The sequence below is a fragment of the Paenibacillus sp. Dod16 genome, from assembly GCF_049893405.1.
Lineage (GTDB): Bacteria > Bacillota > Bacilli > Paenibacillales > Paenibacillaceae > Paenibacillus_AQ.
Genome location: NZ_JBNDYG010000016.1, coordinates 23,065 through 46,432 on the forward strand (window position 1 = coordinate 23,065; position 23,368 = coordinate 46,432).

A 23,368-nucleotide genomic window follows, 5' to 3' on the forward strand; every position below is an offset into this window, starting at 1 on the left:
CTTTGCTTTGTATAACATTCAGTCTGTTCGTCGTGCCTTGATCTCACTACGGCCGCAATGGATGGATGGTTTCATAAATCGATTCTTTTACTGGCAGTCGACTGTCAGTTATTTCCGGACGGTAGCGTATGGTATTCTCGAATGCAATCTTTGATAAAAAAAGGGAACTTCATGAGGTTCCCTTTTTTTCGTTTCAAATTTGCAGTTTCAGATCACCTTTATAATCCATTTTACGTAAGAGGACTGGAGTATGTCTTTTTCTATTATGCGCTGAACCGTCGGTTGACTTCAATTCGAGTAGCATATTTGTCGTACAGTTCCCGGATGAACGGATGATTATCGTAAGTTACCACAAAGTCTGCATTCGGAAATTCTTCGTAAAAACTGTTCAGTAGTTCGCAAACCTCTATGTGTTGTTCTTCGCTGTAGAAGTGTCGATATAATGAGTGACCTTTCTCGAAATAGGGGGGGTCAAGGTATAGCGTTGCGTTAGGGTACCAAGCGTACTCTTCTATGAATTCTACAGCATTTCGCCATTGAACTACGATACGATCACTCATACCATGAATATGAGAGATGCGCCGACACAACACGTCTGGATTGAAACGACTAAGAAGTTTTTGCTTAGATCCCTTTTTCCCACCTAAAGGGTTTGCCTTGTAAATACCCGAGTATGCAAGCCTGTTGACTAGCAGCATGGCCCAAGCTGCATCCAGCATATCGACATTATCGTAATCGTTTTTAATGATTTCTCGTTGTTTAAAGAATTCGTCATGAGTCGGATCAGAGTGTTTGATTCGGTGGATCAGATCGTCGGGATGGTGCTTAATTAAGTAATAAAGTGAGTAGATACCGAAGTCCAGATCATTCAGCACTAGATTATTAATTTGCTTGGCATCTAAGAGGGCCAGCTCCACACTGGCTCCACCGGCATACACGCTGATAAGGGTGTCGAGTTGTTCTGGCCGCATCGCTAAAAGTAACTGGTCTGCGATTTTACTTTTCCCTCCGGGATAGCGGAGCGGGGATAGTTGCTTTTTTAATTTGACTTTTGGTTTTTGAATGATAGGTGACTCGACGGATGCTGAGCTTTCCAAAAAAAGAATGAACGGCGGACGCTCTTTGGAAGCGTCGAAATAGTTAAAGTACTCACAAGCATCACACCAGAATCCATTCTCATTTTTATCCGGCTGGAAGTTGCTTACTGGATCATAAGTGGTTTCACAATTTTGACAGGTTAATATCATGGTATGACCTTCTTTCTATGTATAAAAGATAACGGACGCCGGTATGGCGCCCGTATTTGAATTTATGCAAAATAAACGTTCGGATGAACAACATACATTTCAATGTTAATTTCCTTTGCGTATGCTACTGCGTTACCGGTACCGCCATTGGAACCGTCATGTAATGCAAGCAGCATATCCGAGTGATCCAGCATGCCCCTATTGCGAAGATCCAATAATTCCGATGCGCGCTTTTTCCGGATCGCGTCACGTTTCTTTTTATCTGTAATTTTATTATATTCAGCTAACGATCCGTATACGGTCTTGAAATCAGCCTGGCGGATCTGTTTATGCCAAAATTCGATATCGGATGACTTAAACCATGTTTCCGCCTGTTCCATCATAGGGATCTCTGCATGGAATAAAACACGGCCCGGATAAGCACCTTTCATTGCGAGAATCGCTTTTGACCAAATTGTATCGCCGCCTAATGCTAAACCGGAATGGCAGACTACTTGATCGTAGACCTCCAGATTACGACGGATATAGCATTCTAGGTCTTTTTGCATTTGCAGATAGCCTGGCGCAGATAAGTCATATCCACCCAATTTCTTCGGTCGATGACCAGTGAATCCGATATGGACGACTGTTGTGTCTCCACTATGTTGATTTACAACGGCCGTGCTCTTGTTCATGATATCCACCCTTTTTATATGATTTTATACCACATTGTTTATCGTTTATTTTTTCAGTTGTCCATACTAATAAGATTCGGAAAAATAAAACTTTTAAATAAACGGATCGATCGGTGAATCATATGGCTAGAACCACTGAGACTCTTTTACGATCCATATAGTATAGTCATCGGTCTTAGAGCGATAAAAAAAGAGCATTCAACGACTATTCCGTTGAATGCTTAAAATTTATTAAACCATGTCATTCTGCAAATCTTTGATCATGTCTCGGATAATAGGAGCTGCACGGTGACTATACTTTTTAATCAGCATGTCGTATTCGTTCGCTCCTCCATATTCGTCTTGTTTCCAGTCAGCCAGATGCTTGGCAGCAATATGTTCTTCCCTTCGATTATCAAGACTGAACCGGTTGTATCGCATTTCAGCACCTTGACGAACAGCTTCATGTTTACTCTTGATGTTTCTGTTGTATAACTGTTCTTCAAGAGCAAGTTCTTTAATCGTTGGGAACAAATTTTGCTTGATAAATTTTAAACGGTAGTGATCCATCACTGCGATTTCTTTATTTTCACTCGGCTCGATGGTTCTCCAAATCATCGTAACGAGAGATTGGTTAATATCGTACTTACTGAGCAACATGGTGTTATTATAATATGCCATATGATCGTTAATTCTTCGAAATGCCAGGATGGTACAAATTCCATACGCTAGAGTAAGCAGCTGAAGGCCACCTGCAGTTGTAGTCAGTGAACTACTTTCATTCAGTACGATATGATTCATGAAGCTCAGAAAGAGGAGAATCGAATGAATTGCGAATGCTGGAATATTGAATAATATAATATTTTTTATGTAAACCCATGCGATAAAACTCGGTTTTATTGTAAAATAAATGTCGTTTTTGAAGATCCCCTTTTTGAATTGATCAGTGAATGGATGCTGAACATGTCGATCGAAGTTTTTAAGACCTGGTAGAGATACCTTGCGATAATTTAAATGTCTACTTTGTCTAGTGCTTTCATTTTTTAATTTCTTAATGGTTCTTGTGTTCATGTTTCTCACCTCTCTATTACGTTTAATTATGTCCGTTTAATTGTTTTATCGAGATCACTTGAAATTGAATTTTTTTAAAATCTTTTTTTCTTGCCTGGATTCACACTTTATACCGGACATGACGACACAAGGTTGCAGAATAATCTTGTTAGTTCTCTTGTGTCTGAACATGTCGCAGTGAAGATTAGAGCATGAAACAGAAAATAGTCTTAGGTAGTTTGCTGCCACCAGTGTATCATATTTGATTATTATAAGTACGTAGTGATTCAATTAAAGGATAAAATGAAAGTGCTTAAATTTATAGTCCTAACTTAATCATTGTGAAGCATTAAAATAAACAAAACATGGACATATGTGATTTTTATGAACAATAATCAGATTTCGTAATTGTAATTAGAGGAACTTAGAAAAGATTAGGGCTAAGTGAGTCGATATTTTTGATTATAAAGATAATCAGTACAAAATTTTTAATCTCGTGAAAGCTCCATCTGAAATTTCATCATAGCAGGTATTATTATTCTATAAAGTGAGAATCTGTTTTGCCTTATGGATCGATTACGATCAGTATATTTTAAAGCTGCTCCTTGTGAACTTTAAAAATGAAAGCAAGCCACAGCAATAATAAACCCTTTGTACTTTTTAACATGTGATAATGGCACAAGTGTAATTAAGAATGTCTTCTACATTACATATTTTCTGGATCGTTAAAATGTATGAAAAGCCCCCTATTGATGTATTAATTACTTTATTCAATGTGGATCTCATAAGGATGTAATCATTATTTTTTTGTCACGGGAGCATGTCTCACGCAGCCAGCTAAGTATGTTTTTTGGTCGGCGACGCATGTCGTTGACGACCGTCATTTTTAGCTCGAATGATGTCTCCGTAGCCTCTGCTGTTATCGGCAACGCATGTCGTTGACGACTCATAATTTAGATAAGTGTCACGAATTTATAGCAGCCATTTTTAGTTGGCGACGCATGTCGTTGACGACTGGTTTTTGGAGATGGAATTCGGAGATGTAATATAATTTTATTGCGGAATTTATGATCTTCGTTTTGATTAATAGCATCCATTTAAGTTGGCAACGCACGTCGTTGGCGACTGTATTCCAGACCTACTTGCCAACGCACGTCGTTGGCGATCGTGTTCTAGCATCCGAAATGGATGCTTTTTTTGTACGCCGATTCTGTACTTTTCGTTGGCGACGCATGTCGTTGACAACTGGTATTTTCAGATCGGTGTACGTACAATGTTTCTCTCGCGCCCTGCTGATCAAACGTACTCGTTTGGCCAGCTTTGCCGAAGGCAACTGCGCGGTTGATCTGCCCCTGGTTAATACGGAACGAAAGAGAAAAACCACGTGTTTTGAACGAGAGTGTAGAGATGATTTACAAGCGTTAGAAGCGCCCGAATAGGAAGCTTCGTATGAGCACCCGCAGGGGCTAGGAGCTAGATGCATTGCATCGAAACGACGCAGTAAGGAACACGGTCGGCTATGCCGACTGACATGCAGCAAAGCGGAATGTCATACGTGTTCCTTATGCTCTTTACCCTATCACATACCGATACAATGTTCATTTGGTGTGCGCTACCGATAAAGTTAGGCGTGGCAAGCGTTCGTAGTCATCGCCGCGAGAGTCGAAGCAAATACGCCGCGTATTCCGTTGAGGGAAACCGGCGTTATTATGCGATTCGTGAACATTGTCGCGAATTGCACGATGTAACAAGGCGTATGACAACATTGCTGAGTCGTTCAGACAATTCCGGGCGGTCTTTCAGCCCGGTATTCCGACCCGGTCGCTTGCGACTGGCGCTTTTTCCGGGGCGGTGTTTTCGGGGCAGCCTTAACGCCGTTTTTTTGCACGCTGCTGATCGGAGTTGTCAGAAAATATGTGGTAGGGTACGTTATTCGAACCGGTTTTGCGGAGCGGGAGCGGAGTGTTGAACAGACCTCTTTAGGTTTACCAGGCATTGAATTCTTCGAGAAGATCGTTCGCAAAAATTTGATCTTATGTGGGCAGGAAAATCGGTTTTGTACGTACAAAGTACGAGGTGATAAAGGTTGGTTCCGTACGATCTTGGAGAAGGTTTTTTCGGTCTGGATTGTGGGGGTAGGAACGACATGCTTTGGGGAGTGACGAGGGACCCGCGCAATTCAGACCGGTTCTTCTGTTGTTCAAAGAACGGGTCCTTTCTGTTGTCAAAAATTTGCCGTCAATCTAGCGATTGACGGTTGCATGATATCTTCTTCGGCCTGGATTGTGTGGGTAGGAACGACATGCCTTTGGAAGTGACGAGGGGCCCATGCAATTCAGGCCGGTTAGCTGACAGGACAGTTTTAAAGACCTTTCTGTTGCTCAAAAGAAAGAGTCAATCTGTTGTCAAAAATTCGCCGTCAATCTGACGATTGACGGTCCAGACTATTTCTCTTCGGTTTGGATTGTGGGGGTAGGAACGACATGCTTTGGGGAGTGACGAGGGGCCCGCGCAATTCATGCCGGCTTGTTGTTCGGTGTTGAATCCAACTTCTGCAGCTCATAAATGGGTCCTTTCTGTTATCAAAAATTTGCCGTCAATCTGCCGATTGACGGTCACAGGCATATCTTTCTTCGGGCTGGATTGTGTGGGTAGGAACGACATGGGTTTGGGAGTGACGAGGGGCCCGTGCAATTCAGACCGGCTTGCTGGTCAGGCCAAGAATCAGCTCTCTTTTACTAACTGATTCTATAAATTTACAGCTTCATTTCATTTGTACTTTTTCGCTATTGTATTTACTTGGTAGTTTCTGAATTTGAAAGACGGCTTCATACGAATCGCTTAGATCTGGCTGCTTTTACTAAGCCACTTTACTCGAATATATGCTGTTTTATAAATGTATTTAAAGATACAATAGACACATAATGTATAAAGTAGAAATATATGTTCTCAAAATCAAGGAATTCTTGTCCTTCATACTATACTGCTAATAATACTTATATGATTGATAACATGATAACAATTTTATAAGCATTATGTTTCATATAAAATACGAAGACTATATAGTATGATAAAATACGACATATAATAACAAAAATTATAACGAATCTCATAATCATTGTATGCCGTATGACAATAAATGCATACACTATATGCTATAATTACTTTTTTTAATAAAACCGTATAAAATGCGACATGGAATACGCATAAAAACGTACAAAAAACGACATTATATTTAAAGATAAATTATGGTTTTGCGAGATACGTATTATATGATATAGATATAACATATAATTTAACAAATTATTTGCGGATAATTCTTTGCAGTCAATATGATTTTATATGCTTTACTGACCCTGTATATTTTGGGTTCTGTTGCTTCAATAGAATTGTTTCACCTCTGTTTTGAAAAAAAATCCCTCGCCCAGGGGGCGAGGGATAAATGATTATGGAATTTTGTGTGTTTAATTATTACTTTCCACCTTTGCGTTAACCATTATATTTCATCTTCTATTCATCATGATAATTTTTGGATTGCCTTAGCCAGTCCATGTCGGAGCTTTTCATTGGCGTTTATCTCTTCTGCTGTAAATCCCAAAGCATCAAGTGTAGATTCTACATCCCTGGTGTAAGAATATTCATGGTTAGCCAATTCATATTTGAACATATCAAAAATGAAGCCTTCACCTGTTTGATCATTGTCGATGGCTTCTTGCAATTCTCTGCTATGTCTTATTCTCATATCTTTTAATGCTTCTGAGTCTTGTTTTCGAATAAACCCACCCGCTCCGATAGAGCAAACCTTATCCATGTCGGATTCAGTCAGACCTAACTTTTCCATGCCCTCTTTGAATTGCTGGTTACTGAAGGCGAATGCCATCGGAAATTCACTAACCTCTTTTTGGTGTTTACTTTTCAGCTCTTTATATAAGTTCATTACGTTCACTCTCCATGTTTGATTTTTTTCTTGCAACAGTTTTGATCGCCCCTTTGAGGCCTTGTGCAGCATCCTTAAAAAAAATACCGAACCTATAGGTTCGGTTATCATACCTTTGCGTAATTGCTCGTTGGCTATGTTTCAAATAGAGAGCCCTTTAAGCAACATTTTTTTTTGTGTTAAAGTGAGGACACTCACTTCAAGCGAATCAGGGCTTTGCTGTGTTAAAATACGGTTACTCAAAACACGAAGCTCTTCTTGACGATTTAAAATAACGTAAGCCATTGCTCCCGTTTTGAATTTGCCCTTAACCACACAACCTGCTAGGAACCTTTCATTATTTTTAGCACCCATTTTGGTCATCATGTCAATTAGAATGCGACCGTTGAATCCATCTAGCATATGATGCTCAATTTGATTGAAATCAGCTTCCCAATTTCTAAGAATAACTAGTTTATCATAATCACCGTCTGACAAATCAACAATTATAAAATCCTGTGTCAGGGTTATGTTTGTTGTATGCATATCTTCACGCTCCTTATATACGTTCGTCATTCGTTTTATTGGCGGCGTAAGTCGCGTTTTTAAGGTTAGGGTATCAATGGTATGGAATTATGTTATAGATGAATCTTGAATTGCTGAGCTTACATTCAAAGACAATGAGAATGTAATTTTATTTTATAGTCCTATGTTAAGACTCCAGGCTACTCATGAGTCGCTTGACAATGTTTTGCATCCGCCGGCTTTGGACCCTACGCATCAATATTTCGATCTCCTCGGCTGGCGCCTGCAGCATCTTGTTTTTGAATTTGCGATCGATCGGAACGTACACCGCATGCCAATCCAGCGGAGCTTTTATCTTCGCATCTTTTGGATGCTTGCCAAAGACATCTCGTATAACAGTGATTTTCACGTTCTTTGCACCGTTATCCACCAAGCTGCAGATGTATAGCTTCCTTGTGCGTCTTGTCTCCCGATAATAGATTGCAAGACCCATTATTTCGCCTCCTTGTGAACGATTCAACCGTCATAATTACCTAGCACGGTATTGCGGTTCTGATTTTGGACAATTGATCCAGCATGCATGTAGGCTCCCGAATAGAAGGAAATTCTCCTATGTATTTATGCCATTACATTTGACTTATATTTGGCAAAGAAAAAGAGCCCCATTGGGGCCCTAATATTCATGGCGATTCAATACTACCTGAAATGCTCCGAGAGTTAATCAGGCGTGAGCCATTAATGCTGCTGATTGTTCGTCGAGAGATGTCAGACCGACTGACATACCCAGCGCAAGAGCGACTTTCATCACGGTCTCAATGGTTGGAATCGAAGAAGAATTCTCCAACCTGGCTACTTGAGCTTGAGTCATTCCTGCTTTTTCAGCAACCTGTGCTTGGGTAAGTCCGAGAGACTTACGTCTATGAACGATCTGTACAACTAATTTTGCCATCTCACTGATGACTTTTTTTTCGTTCTCAGATTTGTAATCCAATTTTTCTTCTTTGAAGTTACTCCACGTTCTGAAATTTTCATTGTTATTCATATATGTTATCACCTCCACTATGGATCGGTTAGAAGCTTCTTCACTGATCTTCTACCCGCTTCACTACATTACGAACCGTTTCTAACTATCCAATCCTTCATACGTTTACGGGCCCTGTCAATTTCAGATCGAGGAGTTTGTTGGGTGCTTTTTACGAATATCGTTAAAAGCACTATGTAACCTTTCCATCGAAAATACGTAATCCGGTAGCGTTTGGCTCGTATTTCGTATAGTGGTCCTTCGAGCTGCCTTGTATGGGGCATTCCGTGTTCGACTTTGTCAATCGAATATTCGATTGCTTCAAGAGCTGCCGTCGCTTGTCGATTACCCTTCTTAGAACTTTCGTTGAGTTGCGTTAGGGCCTTTTCAACTTCTGAATTACCCCTCTCTGTGTAGTAAAATATAACTTCCGCCATGAATAACCTCTTTCTCTGTAGTAACAAGAATAAAATATATCATTCTCGATATAAATATACCATGAAAGATATAAAATTTCAAAAAAGGCTCTCCATAATGGAGAGCCCAATTCGAGTTTTTCGAATGATATGACCAGGCAAGTTTATTCTCTCGATCATTAATCGGATTTTTAGACTTTCCCTGTCAGGGACATCATCTTCGAGTTGCTACAGGTTTTATTCGTATTAAAATTCCCTTTAATTTCATTTTGATCATCTGCAGCGTATGCTGCGCTTTTCGAAATTCACTTACTAGTAGTAATCTCGGGTACAAACAGAACATGGATTCCCGACCTCTGGTTCGATCCCATCATTGCTTAATCGCTCGGCTTCAGAAATAGCTTCACTACGATCTGAAAAGCTGACAATATTGGTGTCGCATCCACCAAGACAACAGATTCCTTTTGCAAATTCCCATTTTGAACCATTAACCTCGAAAATCGTGAAATTACCAATCGTAAAATGATCAGTTATTATTTCCTCATCTTCGGGGTCCTTTTCCGTATGGTTTACATCTGAGATGTCGTCTGAATCATCATCAATTTCATCCATCATTTCGAAGTCATCTTCCTCTGGAAGAATATCTTCTTGAGGGAAGTTGTATTCTTCATGATATTCAATATATCCCCTTCCTTCTGTGCACCACACACTATCCATACAGATTAAGCACATATAATATCTGAATCCATAATCACCTTCGATGGGGAGTTCAAACCAGACAGCTTGGTTTTGTCCCTCGCAACAATCGCAGACACACTCTTCCTTAACTCGGTACCGTTTAGTTACATGTATATCTGTCATAAGAATCGAACTCCCCTTTTATGTATTCGGCTATTTCTGCCGCGAATTACTATTTCGTATCTCATTCGGTTTATTGGCGGCGTTAGACGCGCTTTTAATTGAGTAGGAGGGGGCGACAAACCCCCGTCCTCTCAGTCGAGTAGCCCAAAGGGGTTTCACCTTTAGGCGCTCACAGAACCGTACGTGAACCTTTCGATTCATACCTATTACGAGCACCTCCGCCCACCGTAACCGAGAGGTTACGCTGAACCCGCAGGAGTCAGCAGAGGCCATAGTACAGAAGTGCGGGACGCCGGAAACCGGAAGGCCGAACCGATCTTTCTGCCCGCGGCCACTAGAGTTTACAGAGATAGCCCTTGGCGGCCTAGGATTTCGTTGTGTTTAGGCAACTCATCCGGCTATCTCTGCCTAAAATCCAGTTCGTGTACCTTGGACCGTGCTTTTGCCTCCGGCTTCCTTCAGATTCCACCTCGGGGTGGACACCCTTGCCCTTGGCTAACGGTAGGCGCTCGCCAGCCTCCGTTCGGGACTTTCACCCTAGAGATGACGCCCATGCTGGGGGTACTAAAAAAATAAACCCTCGCCTTCAGGGCGAGGGTTTATTTCCATGGAATTTTGTGAGGGTTAATTTTAGTTTATTAGTTCAGGCAACTCTGAGGGTTTATTCGCTCATTCCTCCTTTCCTGTTACCGAATCAAAATAGCGGATCATATCATCGTGTTCTTCTTCTCGGAAAACCTCGTCTATACTCCCTATCAAAGCACCGTCATAATCGGCGAGTGCAGTCATGATCTTATGATGGTGCAGCTCATCCAGTGATTTATAGATCCGACTATCGTCTTCAACGCCGACGAAGTAGAAGCGAATTCCTTGATAAACCAAGGTTTGTGTCAATTCCATCATGGCCCCCTCCTTTCGTTTTTTAATCGAAATGACGGACCATAGCCTCCATATACTTTTACCGGCAGCCCGCGACGCCTCTCGGCGTTTTGGCCCTGCGCTGGAGGGCCATCATAAGGCGGTTTTTACTGGATTTTTACACCAATCTATTTATCAGTTCCTTATTGTTAATGTTTTCATTGTGCTCCTTAAAAACCCGATCCATATCGATTGGTTCTTCTCCAATAAACCCATTGTCCTTTTCGTATTTGTATTCATCATTAATCAACTGGAATATACGATCTTCATTCTTTTCCAAAACTGCATTGTGCAATCTTTGGTTAAAAATAGCCTTTAAAAGTATCCAATCATTTAATTTCAGCATTCTTATGCACCTCGTCAATTTAATTAGGTAAATATAAATCAGTTCTCTTTGGTGCAAGCACTTCATTAAATCGTTCAAGTGCTGCCCTGTTTTATGGAGTTAACATTGCCTATAGGTCATTTCGTACCTCATTCGGTTTATTGGCGGCGGTAGCCGCGCTTTTATAAAAAAAGAACCTCTTCAGAGGTTCTTTTGGAGGTTTTATCCGATTTTGAGTTCCGTTTCTTTTTTCACTTCAACTGCGTAGTATGAGGTACCTTGTGCTGGTTTATTATCTGAAATGTTAAACTCTGAAAAATTGTTTTTTATAATATCAACAAGCTCATCACATTCTATGATTACGGCTGTTTGATTGTCGAGCCATTTAATACAATCTCCTACTTCATATGACACACTATAATTACTTTCAGCTAGCAACATTTCATGGGCTCTCATTTTGTATCCTTCTTTTTCATCAATGGAACAGCTATAGTAATCTCTAACATAACAAAATTTTCTGTCTGCATACTCTATTTGTTGTTCACTTAAATCTTCATCGAGGAAATGGAATTCTTCTCCGGTTCTTTTATCTATCAGTTTAAATATCATATAGATCGAGATGCTTTCAATATTCTCTCCTTTATAAGATATGCCTTTATCAAAATTATTTGTTAAAAAATAATAATCGTAAGCTAAATTGTATTTTTTCATCTCTTCACAAATCCCCCTCAAATAATTCGACATTTACCTTCCATTATCCTATCGCATCAGCGTTTTGTCTATTTTATTGGATATGTATATTGATATTTTAAAAAAAAAAAAACCGAACCCTAAAAAGGTTCGGTATTTTAGCGACACTACAAAGGAATTAAAAAGACACTCCTTATGAAGTGTCTTGAGTCTTATACTAGTCATTCAGTTTTTCCACCAGATGGCTACAGTTGTTGCACTTCTTCAATTCATCTTTCACCTCTTGAATTCTTTTGTCCTCTTCTCGAAGTGATTTTCTAAGTGATTTAATCGCAAGCACGATTATCCCTATTAATACAACACCAATTGCTCCTACTAACATTGCAAGATCCCCCTTATTTTATCTACGCGGTATATTATACCGCTCATTTTGGTTTAGATTTATGTTACTGCGAGTTGGGTTGTTCGAATTATCGGGTGAGCATTACTCGGCGGGTCAGACTTTGGCTGTCAGGGATTTCCGTATCGCTTTCACATGCCAGCGCATACGCGTAATCGCCAAATCCGTTCCAAACATCTTCGAGAAGCAGCTCAGCGTTTTCATCCACGATCAAACAAGGTACATCTTCTCCGTAAACATCATGTTCCAGTAAGAAGAGCGTATGGCCATCAGATGTGGGGCGATTACTGATTGCGCTCCATGTTCCTTTGTGTCCGTTTATTTTAATTCGTTGCATGTTTGTCATTTGAATGACCTCCTAAAGGGTTACCATTTCTACAAATCTCTTAATTCAAAAAATTATAAAAAGCAAAATCGTCACTGAAAATCACGATAGCAACTCTACAATCCAGCTTTTCCGGATTGTGATGGCATACTTTTCAGCTTCTTCTTTGGTTACAAATTCCTCAATTACGTAGTTGTAGACCTCATCACGTATATCATCTGGGTGTTCGACGTCCGTCTCCACTACGTTCCAGACGTTATTTTCATCCTGCTCAACAATGAAGCGGGCATTGGCCAGTTTTTCCATAAAATCTCGAATTATTTCAATAGTAATATGATCATTGGGTCCCGACGTTTGATCGTCAGCTCCATCCAACACTTGTTCCATGTTAATTCCTCCTATGTATGCGTTCTAATCATTTCGTTTAATTTCAATCTATTTGTTGGCCGGTTAGCCGGCGTTTTGGTTTATTAAAAAAACACTCCCGCTTTCGACCAAGCAGGAGTGTTTCGAAATCCAATGGAAAGAGACACGGTGTGAGATAAATCAAACGGACGCCTTCCGTATCTGGACGAAGGATCTGTAGATTTGAGATTTGTAACTTTATCTATTTAGCAGAATTTCGCTTTCTTTTAATTTTACGATTTTGTTCTTTATTTTGACGTTCTTGTAATTTAGGCTCATAGTAACTTTTCATAACGATTTCGTGTATCTTAATGTATCGACCTGTATGATACACCAAACCGACTTCTTCAAATTCTTGGAGATTACCTAGCCGGCGATCTTGTTTGATTGTTCCTGGTAGCAACCCCCATAATGTTTCTGCTTCGTTTGTTGTCATTACTTTTTTCATGGCACCAATACAGGAAGGACAAACCGTTATATTACTGGGGTCCTCAAAAGTATTATATTGATAAAATAAATGTACCGGTTCTTCTTCATTGCGTATCCAATGATCACAGATAGTACATTTTTTATCCGATCGTAAAAATGTTAGTTTTTCAAGCCGATATTTTAGTTCCTTTAACTGATTATCTATCAGTCCTTGTGTAGTGAATCTTACCTCAAAGGGTAACGTGTCTTTAATCAGTGCAAATTGCTCTGCGGCCCGCTCTAACTCTATAATTTTCTCTTGTGTATTTTCAATAATGGACATTAAGAAATGCCTCCAAACATTGATTTAATCGATATCGGATATTATTATAAACGATATCGATTATAAGTATCAAATATAATCATTTAGATTTTACTGAGGGAGGTAGAAAACCCTTGATAACAAAGGGAATATACACGTGTATGCCCCTGTTTTGAAGATTTCATCTAGGACTTAAGGATTCATTCTTTTTTCGGTTAATCGAAGGGTATTCATCGTGATTTTCAAAAAAAAACCGAACCTAATGAAGGTTCGGTTTTTATAAAAATTCGTTAGTAATTTCGGTATCCAATTGTCTTAAATGGCTTGTTGGCCCATCATTTGATCTATCCCCCTTCTTGTTGGCTTGAAAGTGAAGAAGCCACGACCGTACTTTGTTTTGTGTTTAACATTACGGCGTTCCACGAAGCCAGCATCCATCAGGTAACGATATGCATCATCGAATTTCTCCTGACTAATCCATAATCCGTCTTCCGACGCTAAAATTGCGACAGACATTTGCCACTTGAATTGGCTAGTACTCTTATATATGCTTTTGGAACATTCATTAACAAGAGCTCTAAATACTAATTTGGCGATTTCCATCGACATCTTATCAATCCGTTTCATTTATCAAAGTCCTCCTTTAGGAGAACCTGTTTCTGCAGCTATTTCCTGGTTGTTGGGATATATATACATCGGTGGTTTTATATATATTCTAGTCTCCGTTTTCGCCCTCGATGTAGCGGTATTCTCAACCATAGCTTCGTCTGCGCTTTGTTCCCGTTTCAGATCCCAGAGACAATACAGACAAACCACGATAACACCGAAAAAGAGAATTATTCCAATTGCATTCCACCAAATCGTGTCAATAATATTCATTGTTCATTCACTCCTATTTTGTTAGTATGGAGAGGCGTAAGACCCGCGAAGTTTTTACGCCAACAGTTAAAGCCGATTACTTAGGTAGTCGGTTTTTTATGTCTTTCAGTTGTTTGGTAAGCAAAATATATTCGTTGATTTTCACATCCAGTCTCTGAGATACCTCAAGCACTTCTTCACTGAGCATCCCCAGCTCGGAACCGAGCTTTTCCATTTGCGAACGAAGTTCTTCGAGATCTACCAGTAGGGCTTGAATCTGATTATGTATGTCTTCGGGTGCATTTAAATTATGTATATCTTCAGGTGCATTTAGATTTTCCATAACTCATGACCCTTCCTAATGATTTTTGATGGTTGTTTGGTTTAAACAGCAGCGATATATACTTCACCGAAAATATCATCTGTTTGGGCTTCCCACTGGAGTTGTCCGTTACTCGCAGCAAAGATGATTTGGTCAAATCCGATATGCTCGCCGAAAGTAATTACGTCTCTTGTGATCTGATCGGTAGGCTGCTGACTTAAAGCGTTATAATTATTCAGGTTCATCATGATCAAATCCCCCCTCTGTTTTCGTTTTGTCTTCGTCCTGTTTACTGGCCGGCTTGCCGGCGCTTTTCATTTTTCAAGCACTAAACCTATGAACCAGGACGGATTATCCCATTGGTATCAGGAAGCGCCTCCTCATCGAATTTATAAAAAAAAAAAGCACCGACATGTTAAATCATGTCGGTGCCTTTAAACTGTTATCTAATTTCAATACGCTGAATACGAGGTAACTTCGCTCTCTGGAGAGAATTTTCACTTGCATGGCAGCAGATAGTAATGCTGGTATCATCCATTCCCTGAAGATAGATTTTTGAATGTTTTTCATGTAAAGCGAGCCGATATTCCCTATCGATGTTTTCGTATGCAGCAGCTCTTTTAGCAGCTTGTTCGTGATCAATAATATGATTATCGATTAGATTATAGCTTCGCCAATCCCGATGAACCCGATATCCATGAAATTGACATAGAACATCAATGGTATCATAACTGCAACCAAGGGTATTATTGATCCAGTTAGTAATATATTGTTTGGTGTACCGACTGTTTTCATAATTAGCTTCATGAATTTTTTGCGGTTGGTTTGAATTGTCATGACCGAGGGGTTTGAGGAAACTGACATGCAAACGATAATCTCTTCCCCTTGCCAGTTCAAGATAATATTGATCTCCCTGGTCATTTGTAAAGGCTGTACGAATACGGACATTTCCTACATCGCTTTCTTTCCAGGCTTCGTCGTTGAAATCCATACCTGCCCCTTCGAAATAGAGCACCTTTTGTTCAGGTTGTTCTACCATTTGTACCTCTTCTTCCATAGCTCTCATGTTATATCCCCCTCTTGAATATTCGTTGGTATGTAGCTTTTTCACAGGCCAGAAAGAATTCTCCAGAAGACTCTCGATGTCGATGCTTAAGAACATCTGGATGTGATTTCTTGGTCAATTCCGATTCGTTTATCGGCCGCGTAGTGGCTCAGAATATGCGGTAATCCATATACTTGGGCATCTGAAGACCCATCAAATTTCAAAAAAACACCGACACGATAAATCATGTCGGTGCTACTGGCCTTATTTTGTTATATATGGTTATCGTTCTGTTGTGCTCTATTGTCTTTTTCTTTCGTATTGAAGACGAGGAGGGTTCTAAGTTTATGGAATAGGGTTTCGGTACTTCGTGTTTGTATGATTCCAATCAAGCTAAGCGCGGACCAGAACATGTACAGAATCAACATGGCAATTGCACTAATGAATAGACTGATAAGTAGGATGCGTATAGATTCGTTATCATGTGTTTGTGGGTCGTAGGGTAACAAGGTTATCGGCCATATGATTGAAACTAAACAAGCATAGAGGATTACACTAAGTCCAGAAGCTACACCCTCCGGTCGACCGAATCCTGATAAAGACCGCTCTTGAACGATTACCTGGCTTTCTAACAAGCTGATTTCCGCTAGGAGGCGTTCTAGTTCATTTTCTTGGTTTTTGTATCTATCATTGAATATAGTCCTGTTAAAGGGGCTATATGGGTCAAACGTTTTAAAACTATAGCGGTTGCTTTCCTCCGATTTCTTCTCAAAGTGAGAGTAAATAAGTTCGTAATAGTCTCTAAATGCTGAGAACCGGAAGTTTCTATCTTTCCAAAAGGTATCGAAGTCATCCCAATGAGTATTTTCATCTAGTTTAATTTGATCGTACAGATCATCGTATATCAAATATAATTTTTCAATATAGTGCTTTAATTCGGATGTAGATCTGTAGGGGCTCGTATCTTTATCAATGATGTTATCTAAACTATCTGCATCTTCTACATCTATACGATTTGATCCCAGAAGAACCTCAAGATTTTCTCTAATAAAGTACAAAGCGTCCCTCTCTAAAAGATAGTCACTTATACTATCAGCTTCTGCTGACTTTGCTTTGATCTCACCTCTAATTTCGTGAACTCTACGTTGGATACCATTTTTTTCGCTAGAAAGCTGTAATAGCTTACTGATTAGTAGACCACTGACAATAGCAACAATACCTGCTGTCGAAGACACTATGGTATTAATTAAACTCTCCAGGTTAATAACGTAAACCTCCCTAAATATGATTCTTGGTTGCGCTTTGACATCCAGATTGTTCAGCAAGTCGTGAATGTCCCTCTAACCTTGAATAAAATTAATAAGTACTGGCATGACAGCATAAATTAAGGAAATGGTAACTGTTAGTTTCAATAAGGTGAAGTATTTCTTTCTCATTGAGATTTGTTTTGAAGTAAGGACACAGCCTATACCTATGATAATTGATAGACTTAGGAGTATGAAAGCCACTGGAAAAGATAAAATTTCAATAAATAACCCAACAAGGCTAGCATATGTATAATCACTTGTAATCATTTCGTTCGTTGTAAAAAAGGTGCGAACGATCTTAAATACTAATAATACTGCTAACACATGAACTTGAGATTTATATAGATCATATTTTTTATTTTCTTTGATCGAATGGTTGTCCCCGTTTTCCATTTTTCCCGCTTATCTCGTGTATCATAGTATGAATTCAATAAATTTTATGAGTTTGAAAACAAACCACACGGAAAAAATTACTGAACCTATTATAATACTTCCAACAAATAAACCCACTAAGTATTTAATAGATAGATCTACAATCATGAAAGGAAGGATTCGTACATTGTAATAGTTTTGAATCAAGCCGCAAATACTAATCAATATAATGACTAATATTGCTAAGAAAAGTGTAACTAAGATTTGAAATTTATCCAGGCCTATCGATTCTAAAAAGAACGCCAGCAATGCAGTCAATACAAACGCAACTGTCCCGTTTTGCAGTGGCTCTGGAATTCTCATATAACTCATCATTAATCATACACCCCTTGAATTTTATACTTCTATTAACGATCGCCGAGAGTACTCTAATAAACCGAAACGTATTTTCGTATCCCGGAAGTGTAAAGAGGTGAAATCATGTCCGTTACAGCACTCGGGTATAGAACCTATCAGGTATGGAGCAAGCCGGGGCATCGGTTGTTCGCGTGCCTGGATGAATTGGATCAGCATGCGAAAAACATGTAAAATACGGCTAACTTTTATGTCCGGTAAGCGATCAATCAATATTATAACAAAATGAAAGCAGTACGTTTATCGGCCGCGTAGCGGCACAGCATATGGGGATATTCGAAAAAAAGAACACCAATACGATATTCGTTGATGTTGCGTGATCAATAAAGAAACTACCTTGGTAATTTAGGGTTATGGATGGTTTCCCAATCTTTCTTTTGTTATATTTATATAAGATGTAGGTTGTAATGTGGAGGTGTAAAATATGAATCAACAACATGTGCCTCATTATTTTCTTAACCAAGTTGTATCTGAGTTAGGAGAAAAGTGCGAAGCTATATATAACGAAATAGAAGAAGGAAATATACGAGATTTTCTTAAAGACATTATCTCGACCGAATTTACGCATACAAACACAAGAGAAATAAGACGGGTTACAACTAAATTAGCGCAAGCCACTAAAAAGAGATGGTCCGATTCTTTAGCAGATAGTATTAAAAAAACTAAAAATTCTAAAAAGACTGAACTAATAAAAGAAATTTCATTACTAGAATCTTTAATTGATATGTATGGTATCTCAGATTTCAAAAAGTTGCATAATGTAGAAACCATTGATGAATTAATTCAAAAAAGAGTACAAGAAGTTGCCGAATGGTGTAGTGATAAAGAATCTAGACTCTTTGAATATAAGTATATAAGAGATAAAACTCCCTCACAAATAAAAAAGGCACTTCGGTATGACGCTATCATTGCGGTAGCAGATGTTCTTATAAACAACTTTGATGGAAATTTGAATAAAATTATCATAGATCATCCTTTAAAATACGCTGATCATCCAGTAGGAAATACAAGTTTAACAAAGATGAATTTAACTGACAAAAGTGTACTCATCGACAATAAACTTCATTACATCAGTGAATATCGTCCAGGCGAGAATTACTCCCTTCATACCTTAGTAAGCCAGGATCTGCTTAGCGAAGAAAAAATATTAAGGGCTATTGATAATACCGATTTAGAGATTTTTCGTTCCGTAATATCCATGCGGGATAATAAGCAGTTTTTTGAAAACCGGAAAGTATATGTTACAATTGGCGACTTAGTAAGAACAACCTATGGGTCAGATAACAAAAAAAACTATGATGCGGTTAAGGGACGTCTTATGAAGATGGCTAACGTCACTTTCAATGTCATTGAACCAAATAGAACATTGATATTCGGGATTTTCGATCGTTTGGATATTCAGCCACACGGCAATGGTGAGATTGCAGAGATTACGATAAATGAAGAAATCCATCAGAATTATGTAAAAGGGCAGGTTATAAGAGCTTATAGCGATAGACTCGCTTCTTTTGAAAATAAAGCGTCTCAGACATTAATTTTCCCTTTACAAAAGGAAAGGTTCCTTTGTTATTTCAGGCAAACTGGATACTCAGCTACTTTTGATTACACGTACTTCATTCATAAAGTTCAATTCCGAAGTAAGCGCAAAGATGTAAACTTAGCCCTCATAGAGGAATGCTTACAAGATTTTGTTAACCAGCAGGTAACAGTAGAGTCTTATGAACGTAAAAGAGATACTTTTCTTATTAATTTCTTTCCTGTTGAAACCTATGAAGTTGAAGATTTACTGGGGAACCAGCAATTAAATCATTTTATTGAAGAAGCCCCCGAACAGATTAGTTTACAACTTGGTATATAAAATCTATTAAAGAGAGCCGGCTACCCAGCTCTCTTTTTTCTCTCCCATTTTTCCGCTTAATTATAAAAGTTAGACCGAATTCCATTCATCTTATGAAATCTCAGCCAAATCTCCGTTCTTTTTATAAAATCACAGCCAAATCTCCGCTCTTTTTGTATAATTTCAGCCAAATCTCCGCTCTTTTTTTATAATTCAGCCAAATCTCCGCTAATTTTAAAAACTCGCCCATTTTTCCGCTCTTTTTTTTGTAAATCTAAACAAATTGCATTTTATACTAAAAAATCTTTGATAAATAACTAAGGCGATTATCTGGAAAATATAAAAAACTCAGCCAATTCTCCGCTATTTTTTAATCGAATTAGTTATTTTGGGTCTACTTCTATTTTTCTCAGCCAATTTTCCGCTATTTTTTCATTAAATATATTTTAAAATAGAAAAGGCCCTTGTTATACAAGGGGTTTTAATAAATTCAGCCAATTCTCCGCTATTTATTAAGAGGTGATTTTCTCTATATACTTTAAGGCCTCTCGGTTTTCTCAGCCAATTTTCCGCTATTTTCGCATCTATTTACCGACAAAATCCCCAATGATATAATAACTTTGAGATAATTAAATTTACTAATAATTCCCTATTACATGATGAAAAATACCTTTTTGTAGCGAAAAAAAGAACCCAACCATCTTAGTCTATAAGTGTAGAGGTTTGGCGACCAACACTTATAGGACTCTCAGATAGTCGGGATCTTGAGCGGGCCTTATGGCCAATTGAAAAAACCTTTACTTCTAGTGTTAAATTCATTCGCTATCTTGAGCTGCCACTCTGGATAGCAATTCAACACATAACCGCAGTCACTGTTTCTGGAAAAAACAGATATCCTGGGGGCGTGTTAAATTCGCCTAAAAAGCAAAATAACCTGCCGGTTCCCTTTATTATATGCAAAAGTTGCTTAAAATTCAAGGGAATTGGCATGATTGAACTCTAAGGAGGACTATTCATGACTAATTTCATTTCATCTGAACAACATTTGCTCAAGGGATTAAGAGGTATACTCGATAATCCTGAACTTAAGACATATGAAAAAATGATCATGATTGTGATAAAAGTCTATCAAGCTGAACATGAGCATGTTTTTCCGGATTACGACACCATTGCGGCAGCTGGAGGGATGTCGAAAAGAAAAGCCCAGTATGTTGTTAAAGATTTGGTTAGTCGTAATCTCATTGAAAAGAAAGCTCGCTTTAAAGAGGTGGCAGGACGCCCGGCAAAGCAGACTTCTAATCAATACATGGAGATCGAATCTTCTCCAGCAGGACATAACTCAACACCAGGAACACAGACAAATACATATGCACAAGATGCATTAAATGCACAAGATGCACCTGCTACCGTCTTTTTACATGCACAGCATGCACCCTATAATTCAGGTTTTATTAATCAAGATTCTTTAGATCTTTTTCCTTCAACAGATCTAAAAGAAGAAGAGGATACACCTCCTACGCGCGAGCACACGTCTGAGCTGGTAAAATATGCACGATATGCAGATGTGGTTGAGAAAATGATTAAGTTTCAAGGAACAGGCACGATCTGTTTCCATCAAGAGGAGTTTTTATCATGCTGCACATTATTTAATCTCCCACCACGTCTGGTTTCTGAGCTGTACCCATATGTTGAGAGCGGAATACAAAAGTACCATTTTGATGCGATTTATAGATCTATTGAGAAGTTCGCAGAACGTTTAATTAAAAATAAAATCGATAATCCAATTTCGTGGTTTGTATCTACTTTTAGAAACGAAGATCTAAAGGTACGATCAGAAAGAGCATTACTTCAAATTGGACAAGTCTCCTGATGTTTATACTTTGATGGCTGGGCGAAATGACTTATGCAGCATTGGTTTAAAGTATAAAAAATATTGTCTGGAGTCTAAAAAGAGCTGCATTAATACTCGTACACTTCCCGGGAAACGATCGGCGAGGCGCGGACAAACGTTGTTAAACTGTATAAGCGTAATAGATTCCGCAACACAAGCGATGACTGACTAGGCGGTTATTTCTACCGTGTGCTATGCGATTACCTCCTTACTATTATTTACGTAATGCCTGGACTTAATGTTAACACTAGCCTAAATGTTAGCATTTACACTAAGGTTATGTTTGCAATATATACGATTACCTCCTTGCTATTATTTACGTATTCTTAATGTTAACACTAGCCTTAATGCTAGCATTGACACTATGTTATGTTTACGATACGCTAGTTTTAATATAATTGCTAAAGGATGTGGTAGCGTTTATGCCAGCGAAAATAATAACGTTTTCTATACAAAAAGGCGGCAGCTCAAAAACCACGACTAGCGGAATCGTTTCGTACTTGCTCTCGAAGGATTATCGGGTGCTCTCTGTTGACCTTGATCCGCAGGGAAATTTGACCGAGCTTTTGACGTTGCGTGACGTCGAGGAATTCCGTGGCATGACCGTGCTTGAGGCGATGGAAGAACAGGATGCTTCCGGATACATATGCAAGATATCGGATACGCTGCACCTACTGCCTGCGGAGGATCTATTGGCGACGTTCTCGCGTTGGTTGTATAATGACTACTCCGGACAAGAACCTGCGTTAGTCCTTGCGCAAACACTTGCCACCGTCCGAGATAACTATGATTATATCATCATTGATACGGCGCCAGCACTTGGCGATCAAACAATAAACGCGCTGGCAGCGTCTGACTACGTAGTGGCGATGTTTGAAGCGAGTAAATTCTGTTATTCCGCGTTGGGCCGCTTTCTCAAAACATGCGATGAGGTCCGAAAATTAGTCAATCCGGATCTGCGCGTTGCCGGCATCTTACGTGGACTAATTGATGCAAGACGATCTGATAACAAGGTGCTTATCGAACTAGTTGAAGAGGATTACGGAGACATCTGTTTTGAAACCGTGTTAACACGTAATGCTGCGGCTGGCAGGGTGGCGATAAAGGGACTGTTCGATAACAACGAGATCAACGTGGCGGTCTCTCAATACAAGCCTTTCGTGGAGGAGCTGATGGAACGTGTCAAAGACTGATGATTTTAGAAGTAGTCTGAAGGCCAAGAATAAGAAGGATATCAGCGCAGCTAGTTTGTTTACGACAAGTCCTAGGCAAAAAAATAACGATGAGTCAGATGTTAAGGATAACAAAAATCAAGATACAAATAATAATGTTAATGTTAGTCTTAATGCTAGCATAAAGGATATTGCGAATGACAAGAATAATCCTAGCTCAGTCGCTAGTGTTAGTGTTAATCTTGCAGCTATTCCTGTCGCTGAGCCGAAACAAGGAATACTGGAAACACACAAACAGAAAAACTTCTATATCCGGAAAGATCTCGCAGCGTTAATTGAAGACGACATCAAGAAACGCCGAGGAGCGATGACTGAGATAGTTAACGCATTGTTTGAACAGTATTACCGCAGCCAAGGCAGAATTAAATAAAGGTTACGAAAACGCTTGTCTCTTCGGAGGCGGGCGTTCTTTTTTTGCGCAAAATGTGTACGCTCGTACGGAGTCACCGTAGAGAATACGGCATCACCACGAAAATATTAAGCGCAGAGATGTGTATGACATGCGATCGGATGAAGGCGTATAAGGTGAGGGGAAAGTGAGGGGAACCGAATCAGATTCCGCGTCGTCAACTGTAGTGTAGGCGGTATTGTTTTACGATGAAATATGC

Annotated in this window: 26 protein-coding genes; 4 read left to right on the forward strand and 22 right to left on the reverse strand. The window is 39.2% G+C overall.

Features of this window, described 5'->3' with window-relative positions; genetic code table 11:
• Positions 1-263: 263 nt before the first annotated feature.
• The 22 genes from ACPV3A_RS14455 to ACPV3A_RS14560 form a co-directional block, all read right to left on the reverse strand.
• A complete protein-coding gene (locus ACPV3A_RS14455; protein WP_426200036.1) occupies positions 264-1,247 on the reverse strand; it encodes a DNA adenine methylase in 984 nt (327 codons plus the stop codon).
• A 62-nt stretch (positions 1,248-1,309) separates the two neighbouring features.
• A complete protein-coding gene (locus ACPV3A_RS14460) occupies positions 1,310-1,921 on the reverse strand; it encodes a hypothetical protein (RefSeq protein ID WP_426200037.1) in 612 nt (203 codons plus the stop codon).
• A 231-nt stretch (positions 1,922-2,152) separates the two neighbouring features.
• Positions 2,153-2,971: a hypothetical protein gene (locus ACPV3A_RS14465; protein WP_426200038.1), complete on the reverse strand. Its 819-nt coding sequence runs from the start codon at positions 2,969-2,971 to the stop codon at positions 2,153-2,155.
• A gap of 3,496 nt (positions 2,972-6,467) precedes the next feature.
• Complete coding sequence (locus ACPV3A_RS14470) at positions 6,468-6,887, reverse strand: DUF7659 family protein (protein ID WP_426200039.1); 420 nt, start codon at positions 6,885-6,887, stop codon at positions 6,468-6,470.
• Positions 6,888-7,028: 141 nt separating this feature from the next.
• Positions 7,029-7,412, reverse strand: a complete 384-nt coding sequence (locus ACPV3A_RS14475; protein WP_426200040.1) for a hypothetical protein — start codon at positions 7,410-7,412, stop codon at positions 7,029-7,031.
• 166 nt (positions 7,413-7,578) lie between these two features.
• The gene (locus ACPV3A_RS14480; protein ID WP_426200041.1) at positions 7,579-7,884 is read right to left on the reverse strand and encodes a hypothetical protein; all 306 of its coding nucleotides are present in this window, start codon (positions 7,882-7,884) and stop codon (positions 7,579-7,581) included.
• A gap of 228 nt (positions 7,885-8,112) precedes the next feature.
• A complete protein-coding gene (locus ACPV3A_RS14485) occupies positions 8,113-8,433 on the reverse strand; it encodes a helix-turn-helix domain-containing protein (protein ID WP_426200042.1) in 321 nt (106 codons plus the stop codon).
• 68 nt (positions 8,434-8,501) lie between these two features.
• Positions 8,502-8,849: a type II toxin-antitoxin system RelE/ParE family toxin gene (locus ACPV3A_RS14490; protein ID WP_426200043.1), complete on the reverse strand. Its 348-nt coding sequence runs from the start codon at positions 8,847-8,849 to the stop codon at positions 8,502-8,504.
• Positions 8,850-9,140: 291 nt separating this feature from the next.
• A complete protein-coding gene (locus ACPV3A_RS14495; RefSeq protein ID WP_426200044.1) occupies positions 9,141-9,689 on the reverse strand; it encodes a hypothetical protein in 549 nt (182 codons plus the stop codon).
• Between the two features lie 669 nt (positions 9,690-10,358).
• Positions 10,359-10,592, reverse strand: a complete 234-nt coding sequence (locus ACPV3A_RS14500; RefSeq protein ID WP_426200045.1) for a hypothetical protein — start codon at positions 10,590-10,592, stop codon at positions 10,359-10,361.
• 133 nt (positions 10,593-10,725) lie between these two features.
• Entirely contained in the window at positions 10,726-10,953 is a 228-nt protein-coding gene (locus tag ACPV3A_RS14505) for a hypothetical protein (protein WP_426200046.1), read from the reverse strand.
• 201 nt (positions 10,954-11,154) lie between these two features.
• Positions 11,155-11,643: a hypothetical protein gene (locus tag ACPV3A_RS14510; RefSeq protein ID WP_426200047.1), complete on the reverse strand. Its 489-nt coding sequence runs from the start codon at positions 11,641-11,643 to the stop codon at positions 11,155-11,157.
• A gap of 196 nt (positions 11,644-11,839) precedes the next feature.
• Entirely contained in the window at positions 11,840-12,004 is a 165-nt protein-coding gene (locus ACPV3A_RS14515; RefSeq protein ID WP_426200048.1) for a hypothetical protein, read from the reverse strand.
• Between the two features lie 88 nt (positions 12,005-12,092).
• Positions 12,093-12,368, reverse strand: a complete 276-nt coding sequence (locus ACPV3A_RS14520) for a hypothetical protein (RefSeq protein ID WP_426200049.1) — start codon at positions 12,366-12,368, stop codon at positions 12,093-12,095.
• Between the two features lie 81 nt (positions 12,369-12,449).
• Entirely contained in the window at positions 12,450-12,734 is a 285-nt protein-coding gene (locus ACPV3A_RS14525) for a hypothetical protein (protein WP_426200050.1), read from the reverse strand.
• A gap of 220 nt (positions 12,735-12,954) precedes the next feature.
• Complete coding sequence (locus ACPV3A_RS14530; RefSeq protein WP_426200051.1) at positions 12,955-13,503, reverse strand: hypothetical protein; 549 nt, start codon at positions 13,501-13,503, stop codon at positions 12,955-12,957.
• Positions 13,504-13,797: 294 nt separating this feature from the next.
• On the reverse strand, positions 13,798-14,109 hold the full coding sequence (locus tag ACPV3A_RS14535; protein ID WP_426200052.1) for a hypothetical protein: 312 nt from the start codon (positions 14,107-14,109) through the stop codon (positions 13,798-13,800).
• 3 nt (positions 14,110-14,112) lie between these two features.
• Positions 14,113-14,361, reverse strand: a complete 249-nt coding sequence (locus ACPV3A_RS14540) for a hypothetical protein (protein ID WP_426200053.1) — start codon at positions 14,359-14,361, stop codon at positions 14,113-14,115.
• A 76-nt stretch (positions 14,362-14,437) separates the two neighbouring features.
• Positions 14,438-14,683, reverse strand: a complete 246-nt coding sequence (locus ACPV3A_RS14545) for a Spo0E family sporulation regulatory protein-aspartic acid phosphatase (protein ID WP_426200054.1) — start codon at positions 14,681-14,683, stop codon at positions 14,438-14,440.
• 41 nt (positions 14,684-14,724) lie between these two features.
• Entirely contained in the window at positions 14,725-14,910 is a 186-nt protein-coding gene (locus tag ACPV3A_RS14550) for a hypothetical protein (protein ID WP_426200055.1), read from the reverse strand.
• 194 nt (positions 14,911-15,104) lie between these two features.
• Positions 15,105-15,728: a hypothetical protein gene (locus tag ACPV3A_RS14555; protein ID WP_426200056.1), complete on the reverse strand. Its 624-nt coding sequence runs from the start codon at positions 15,726-15,728 to the stop codon at positions 15,105-15,107.
• A gap of 251 nt (positions 15,729-15,979) precedes the next feature.
• A complete protein-coding gene (locus ACPV3A_RS14560) occupies positions 15,980-17,032 on the reverse strand; it encodes a hypothetical protein (RefSeq protein ID WP_426200057.1) in 1,053 nt (350 codons plus the stop codon).
• Positions 17,033-18,224: 1,192 nt separating this feature from the next.
• On the opposite strand from ACPV3A_RS14560, the gene ACPV3A_RS14565 reads away from it, so the two are divergent.
• From ACPV3A_RS14565 to ACPV3A_RS14580, 4 genes are all read left to right on the forward strand, one after another.
• Positions 18,225-19,658: a hypothetical protein gene (locus ACPV3A_RS14565; protein WP_426200058.1), complete on the forward strand. Its 1,434-nt coding sequence runs from the start codon at positions 18,225-18,227 to the stop codon at positions 19,656-19,658.
• Positions 19,659-20,652: 994 nt separating this feature from the next.
• Positions 20,653-21,507 carry a helix-turn-helix domain-containing protein gene (locus tag ACPV3A_RS14570; protein ID WP_426200059.1) on the forward strand — a complete coding sequence of 285 codons (855 nt, stop codon included), beginning with the start codon at positions 20,653-20,655 and terminating at the stop codon, positions 21,505-21,507.
• Between the two features lie 443 nt (positions 21,508-21,950).
• Positions 21,951-22,721 carry a ParA family protein gene (locus ACPV3A_RS14575; RefSeq protein ID WP_426200060.1) on the forward strand — a complete coding sequence of 257 codons (771 nt, stop codon included), beginning with the start codon at positions 21,951-21,953 and terminating at the stop codon, positions 22,719-22,721.
• Positions 22,708-23,130, forward strand: a complete 423-nt coding sequence (locus ACPV3A_RS14580; protein ID WP_426200061.1) for a hypothetical protein — start codon at positions 22,708-22,710, stop codon at positions 23,128-23,130. Before ACPV3A_RS14575 ends, ACPV3A_RS14580 begins: the two co-directional genes overlap by 14 nt.
• Positions 23,131-23,368 lie beyond the last annotated feature (238 nt).

What these genes read in the sequence shown, in the direction of transcription:
- ACPV3A_RS14455 (WP_426200036.1), bottom strand. Translation starts at nt 1,247, where the DNA reads ATGATATTAACCTGTCAAAATTGTGAAACCACTTATGATCCAGTAAGC.
- ACPV3A_RS14460 (WP_426200037.1), bottom strand. Translation starts at nt 1,921, where the DNA reads ATGAACAAGAGCACGGCCGTTGTAAATCAACATAGTGGAGACACAACA.
- ACPV3A_RS14465 (WP_426200038.1), bottom strand. Translation starts at nt 2,971, where the DNA reads ATGAACACAAGAACCATTAAGAAATTAAAAAATGAAAGCACTAGACAA.
- ACPV3A_RS14470 (WP_426200039.1), bottom strand. Translation starts at nt 6,887, where the DNA reads ATGAACTTATATAAAGAGCTGAAAAGTAAACACCAAAAAGAGGTTAGT.
- ACPV3A_RS14475 (WP_426200040.1), bottom strand. Translation starts at nt 7,412, where the DNA reads ATGCATACAACAAACATAACCCTGACACAGGATTTTATAATTGTTGAT.
- ACPV3A_RS14480 (WP_426200041.1), bottom strand. Translation starts at nt 7,884, where the DNA reads ATGGGTCTTGCAATCTATTATCGGGAGACAAGACGCACAAGGAAGCTA.
- ACPV3A_RS14485 (WP_426200042.1), bottom strand. Translation starts at nt 8,433, where the DNA reads ATGAATAACAATGAAAATTTCAGAACGTGGAGTAACTTCAAAGAAGAA.
- ACPV3A_RS14490 (WP_426200043.1), bottom strand. Translation starts at nt 8,849, where the DNA reads ATGGCGGAAGTTATATTTTACTACACAGAGAGGGGTAATTCAGAAGTT.
- ACPV3A_RS14495 (WP_426200044.1), bottom strand. Translation starts at nt 9,689, where the DNA reads ATGACAGATATACATGTAACTAAACGGTACCGAGTTAAGGAAGAGTGT.
- ACPV3A_RS14500 (WP_426200045.1), bottom strand. Translation starts at nt 10,592, where the DNA reads ATGATGGAATTGACACAAACCTTGGTTTATCAAGGAATTCGCTTCTAC.
- ACPV3A_RS14505 (WP_426200046.1), bottom strand. Translation starts at nt 10,953, where the DNA reads ATGCTGAAATTAAATGATTGGATACTTTTAAAGGCTATTTTTAACCAA.
- ACPV3A_RS14510 (WP_426200047.1), bottom strand. Translation starts at nt 11,643, where the DNA reads ATGAAAAAATACAATTTAGCTTACGATTATTATTTTTTAACAAATAAT.
- ACPV3A_RS14515 (WP_426200048.1), bottom strand. Translation starts at nt 12,004, where the DNA reads ATGTTAGTAGGAGCAATTGGTGTTGTATTAATAGGGATAATCGTGCTT.
- ACPV3A_RS14520 (WP_426200049.1), bottom strand. Translation starts at nt 12,368, where the DNA reads ATGACAAACATGCAACGAATTAAAATAAACGGACACAAAGGAACATGG.
- ACPV3A_RS14525 (WP_426200050.1), bottom strand. Translation starts at nt 12,734, where the DNA reads ATGGAACAAGTGTTGGATGGAGCTGACGATCAAACGTCGGGACCCAAT.
- ACPV3A_RS14530 (WP_426200051.1), bottom strand. Translation starts at nt 13,503, where the DNA reads ATGTCCATTATTGAAAATACACAAGAGAAAATTATAGAGTTAGAGCGG.
- ACPV3A_RS14535 (WP_426200052.1), bottom strand. Translation starts at nt 14,109, where the DNA reads ATGAAACGGATTGATAAGATGTCGATGGAAATCGCCAAATTAGTATTT.
- ACPV3A_RS14540 (WP_426200053.1), bottom strand. Translation starts at nt 14,361, where the DNA reads ATGAATATTATTGACACGATTTGGTGGAATGCAATTGGAATAATTCTC.
- ACPV3A_RS14545 (WP_426200054.1), bottom strand. Translation starts at nt 14,683, where the DNA reads ATGGAAAATCTAAATGCACCTGAAGATATACATAATTTAAATGCACCC.
- ACPV3A_RS14550 (WP_426200055.1), bottom strand. Translation starts at nt 14,910, where the DNA reads ATGATGAACCTGAATAATTATAACGCTTTAAGTCAGCAGCCTACCGAT.
- ACPV3A_RS14555 (WP_426200056.1), bottom strand. Translation starts at nt 15,728, where the DNA reads ATGAGAGCTATGGAAGAAGAGGTACAAATGGTAGAACAACCTGAACAA.
- ACPV3A_RS14565 (WP_426200058.1), top strand. Translation starts at nt 18,225, where the DNA reads ATGAATCAACAACATGTGCCTCATTATTTTCTTAACCAAGTTGTATCT.
- ACPV3A_RS14570 (WP_426200059.1), top strand. Translation starts at nt 20,653, where the DNA reads ATGACTAATTTCATTTCATCTGAACAACATTTGCTCAAGGGATTAAGA.
- ACPV3A_RS14575 (WP_426200060.1), top strand. Translation starts at nt 21,951, where the DNA reads ATGCCAGCGAAAATAATAACGTTTTCTATACAAAAAGGCGGCAGCTCA.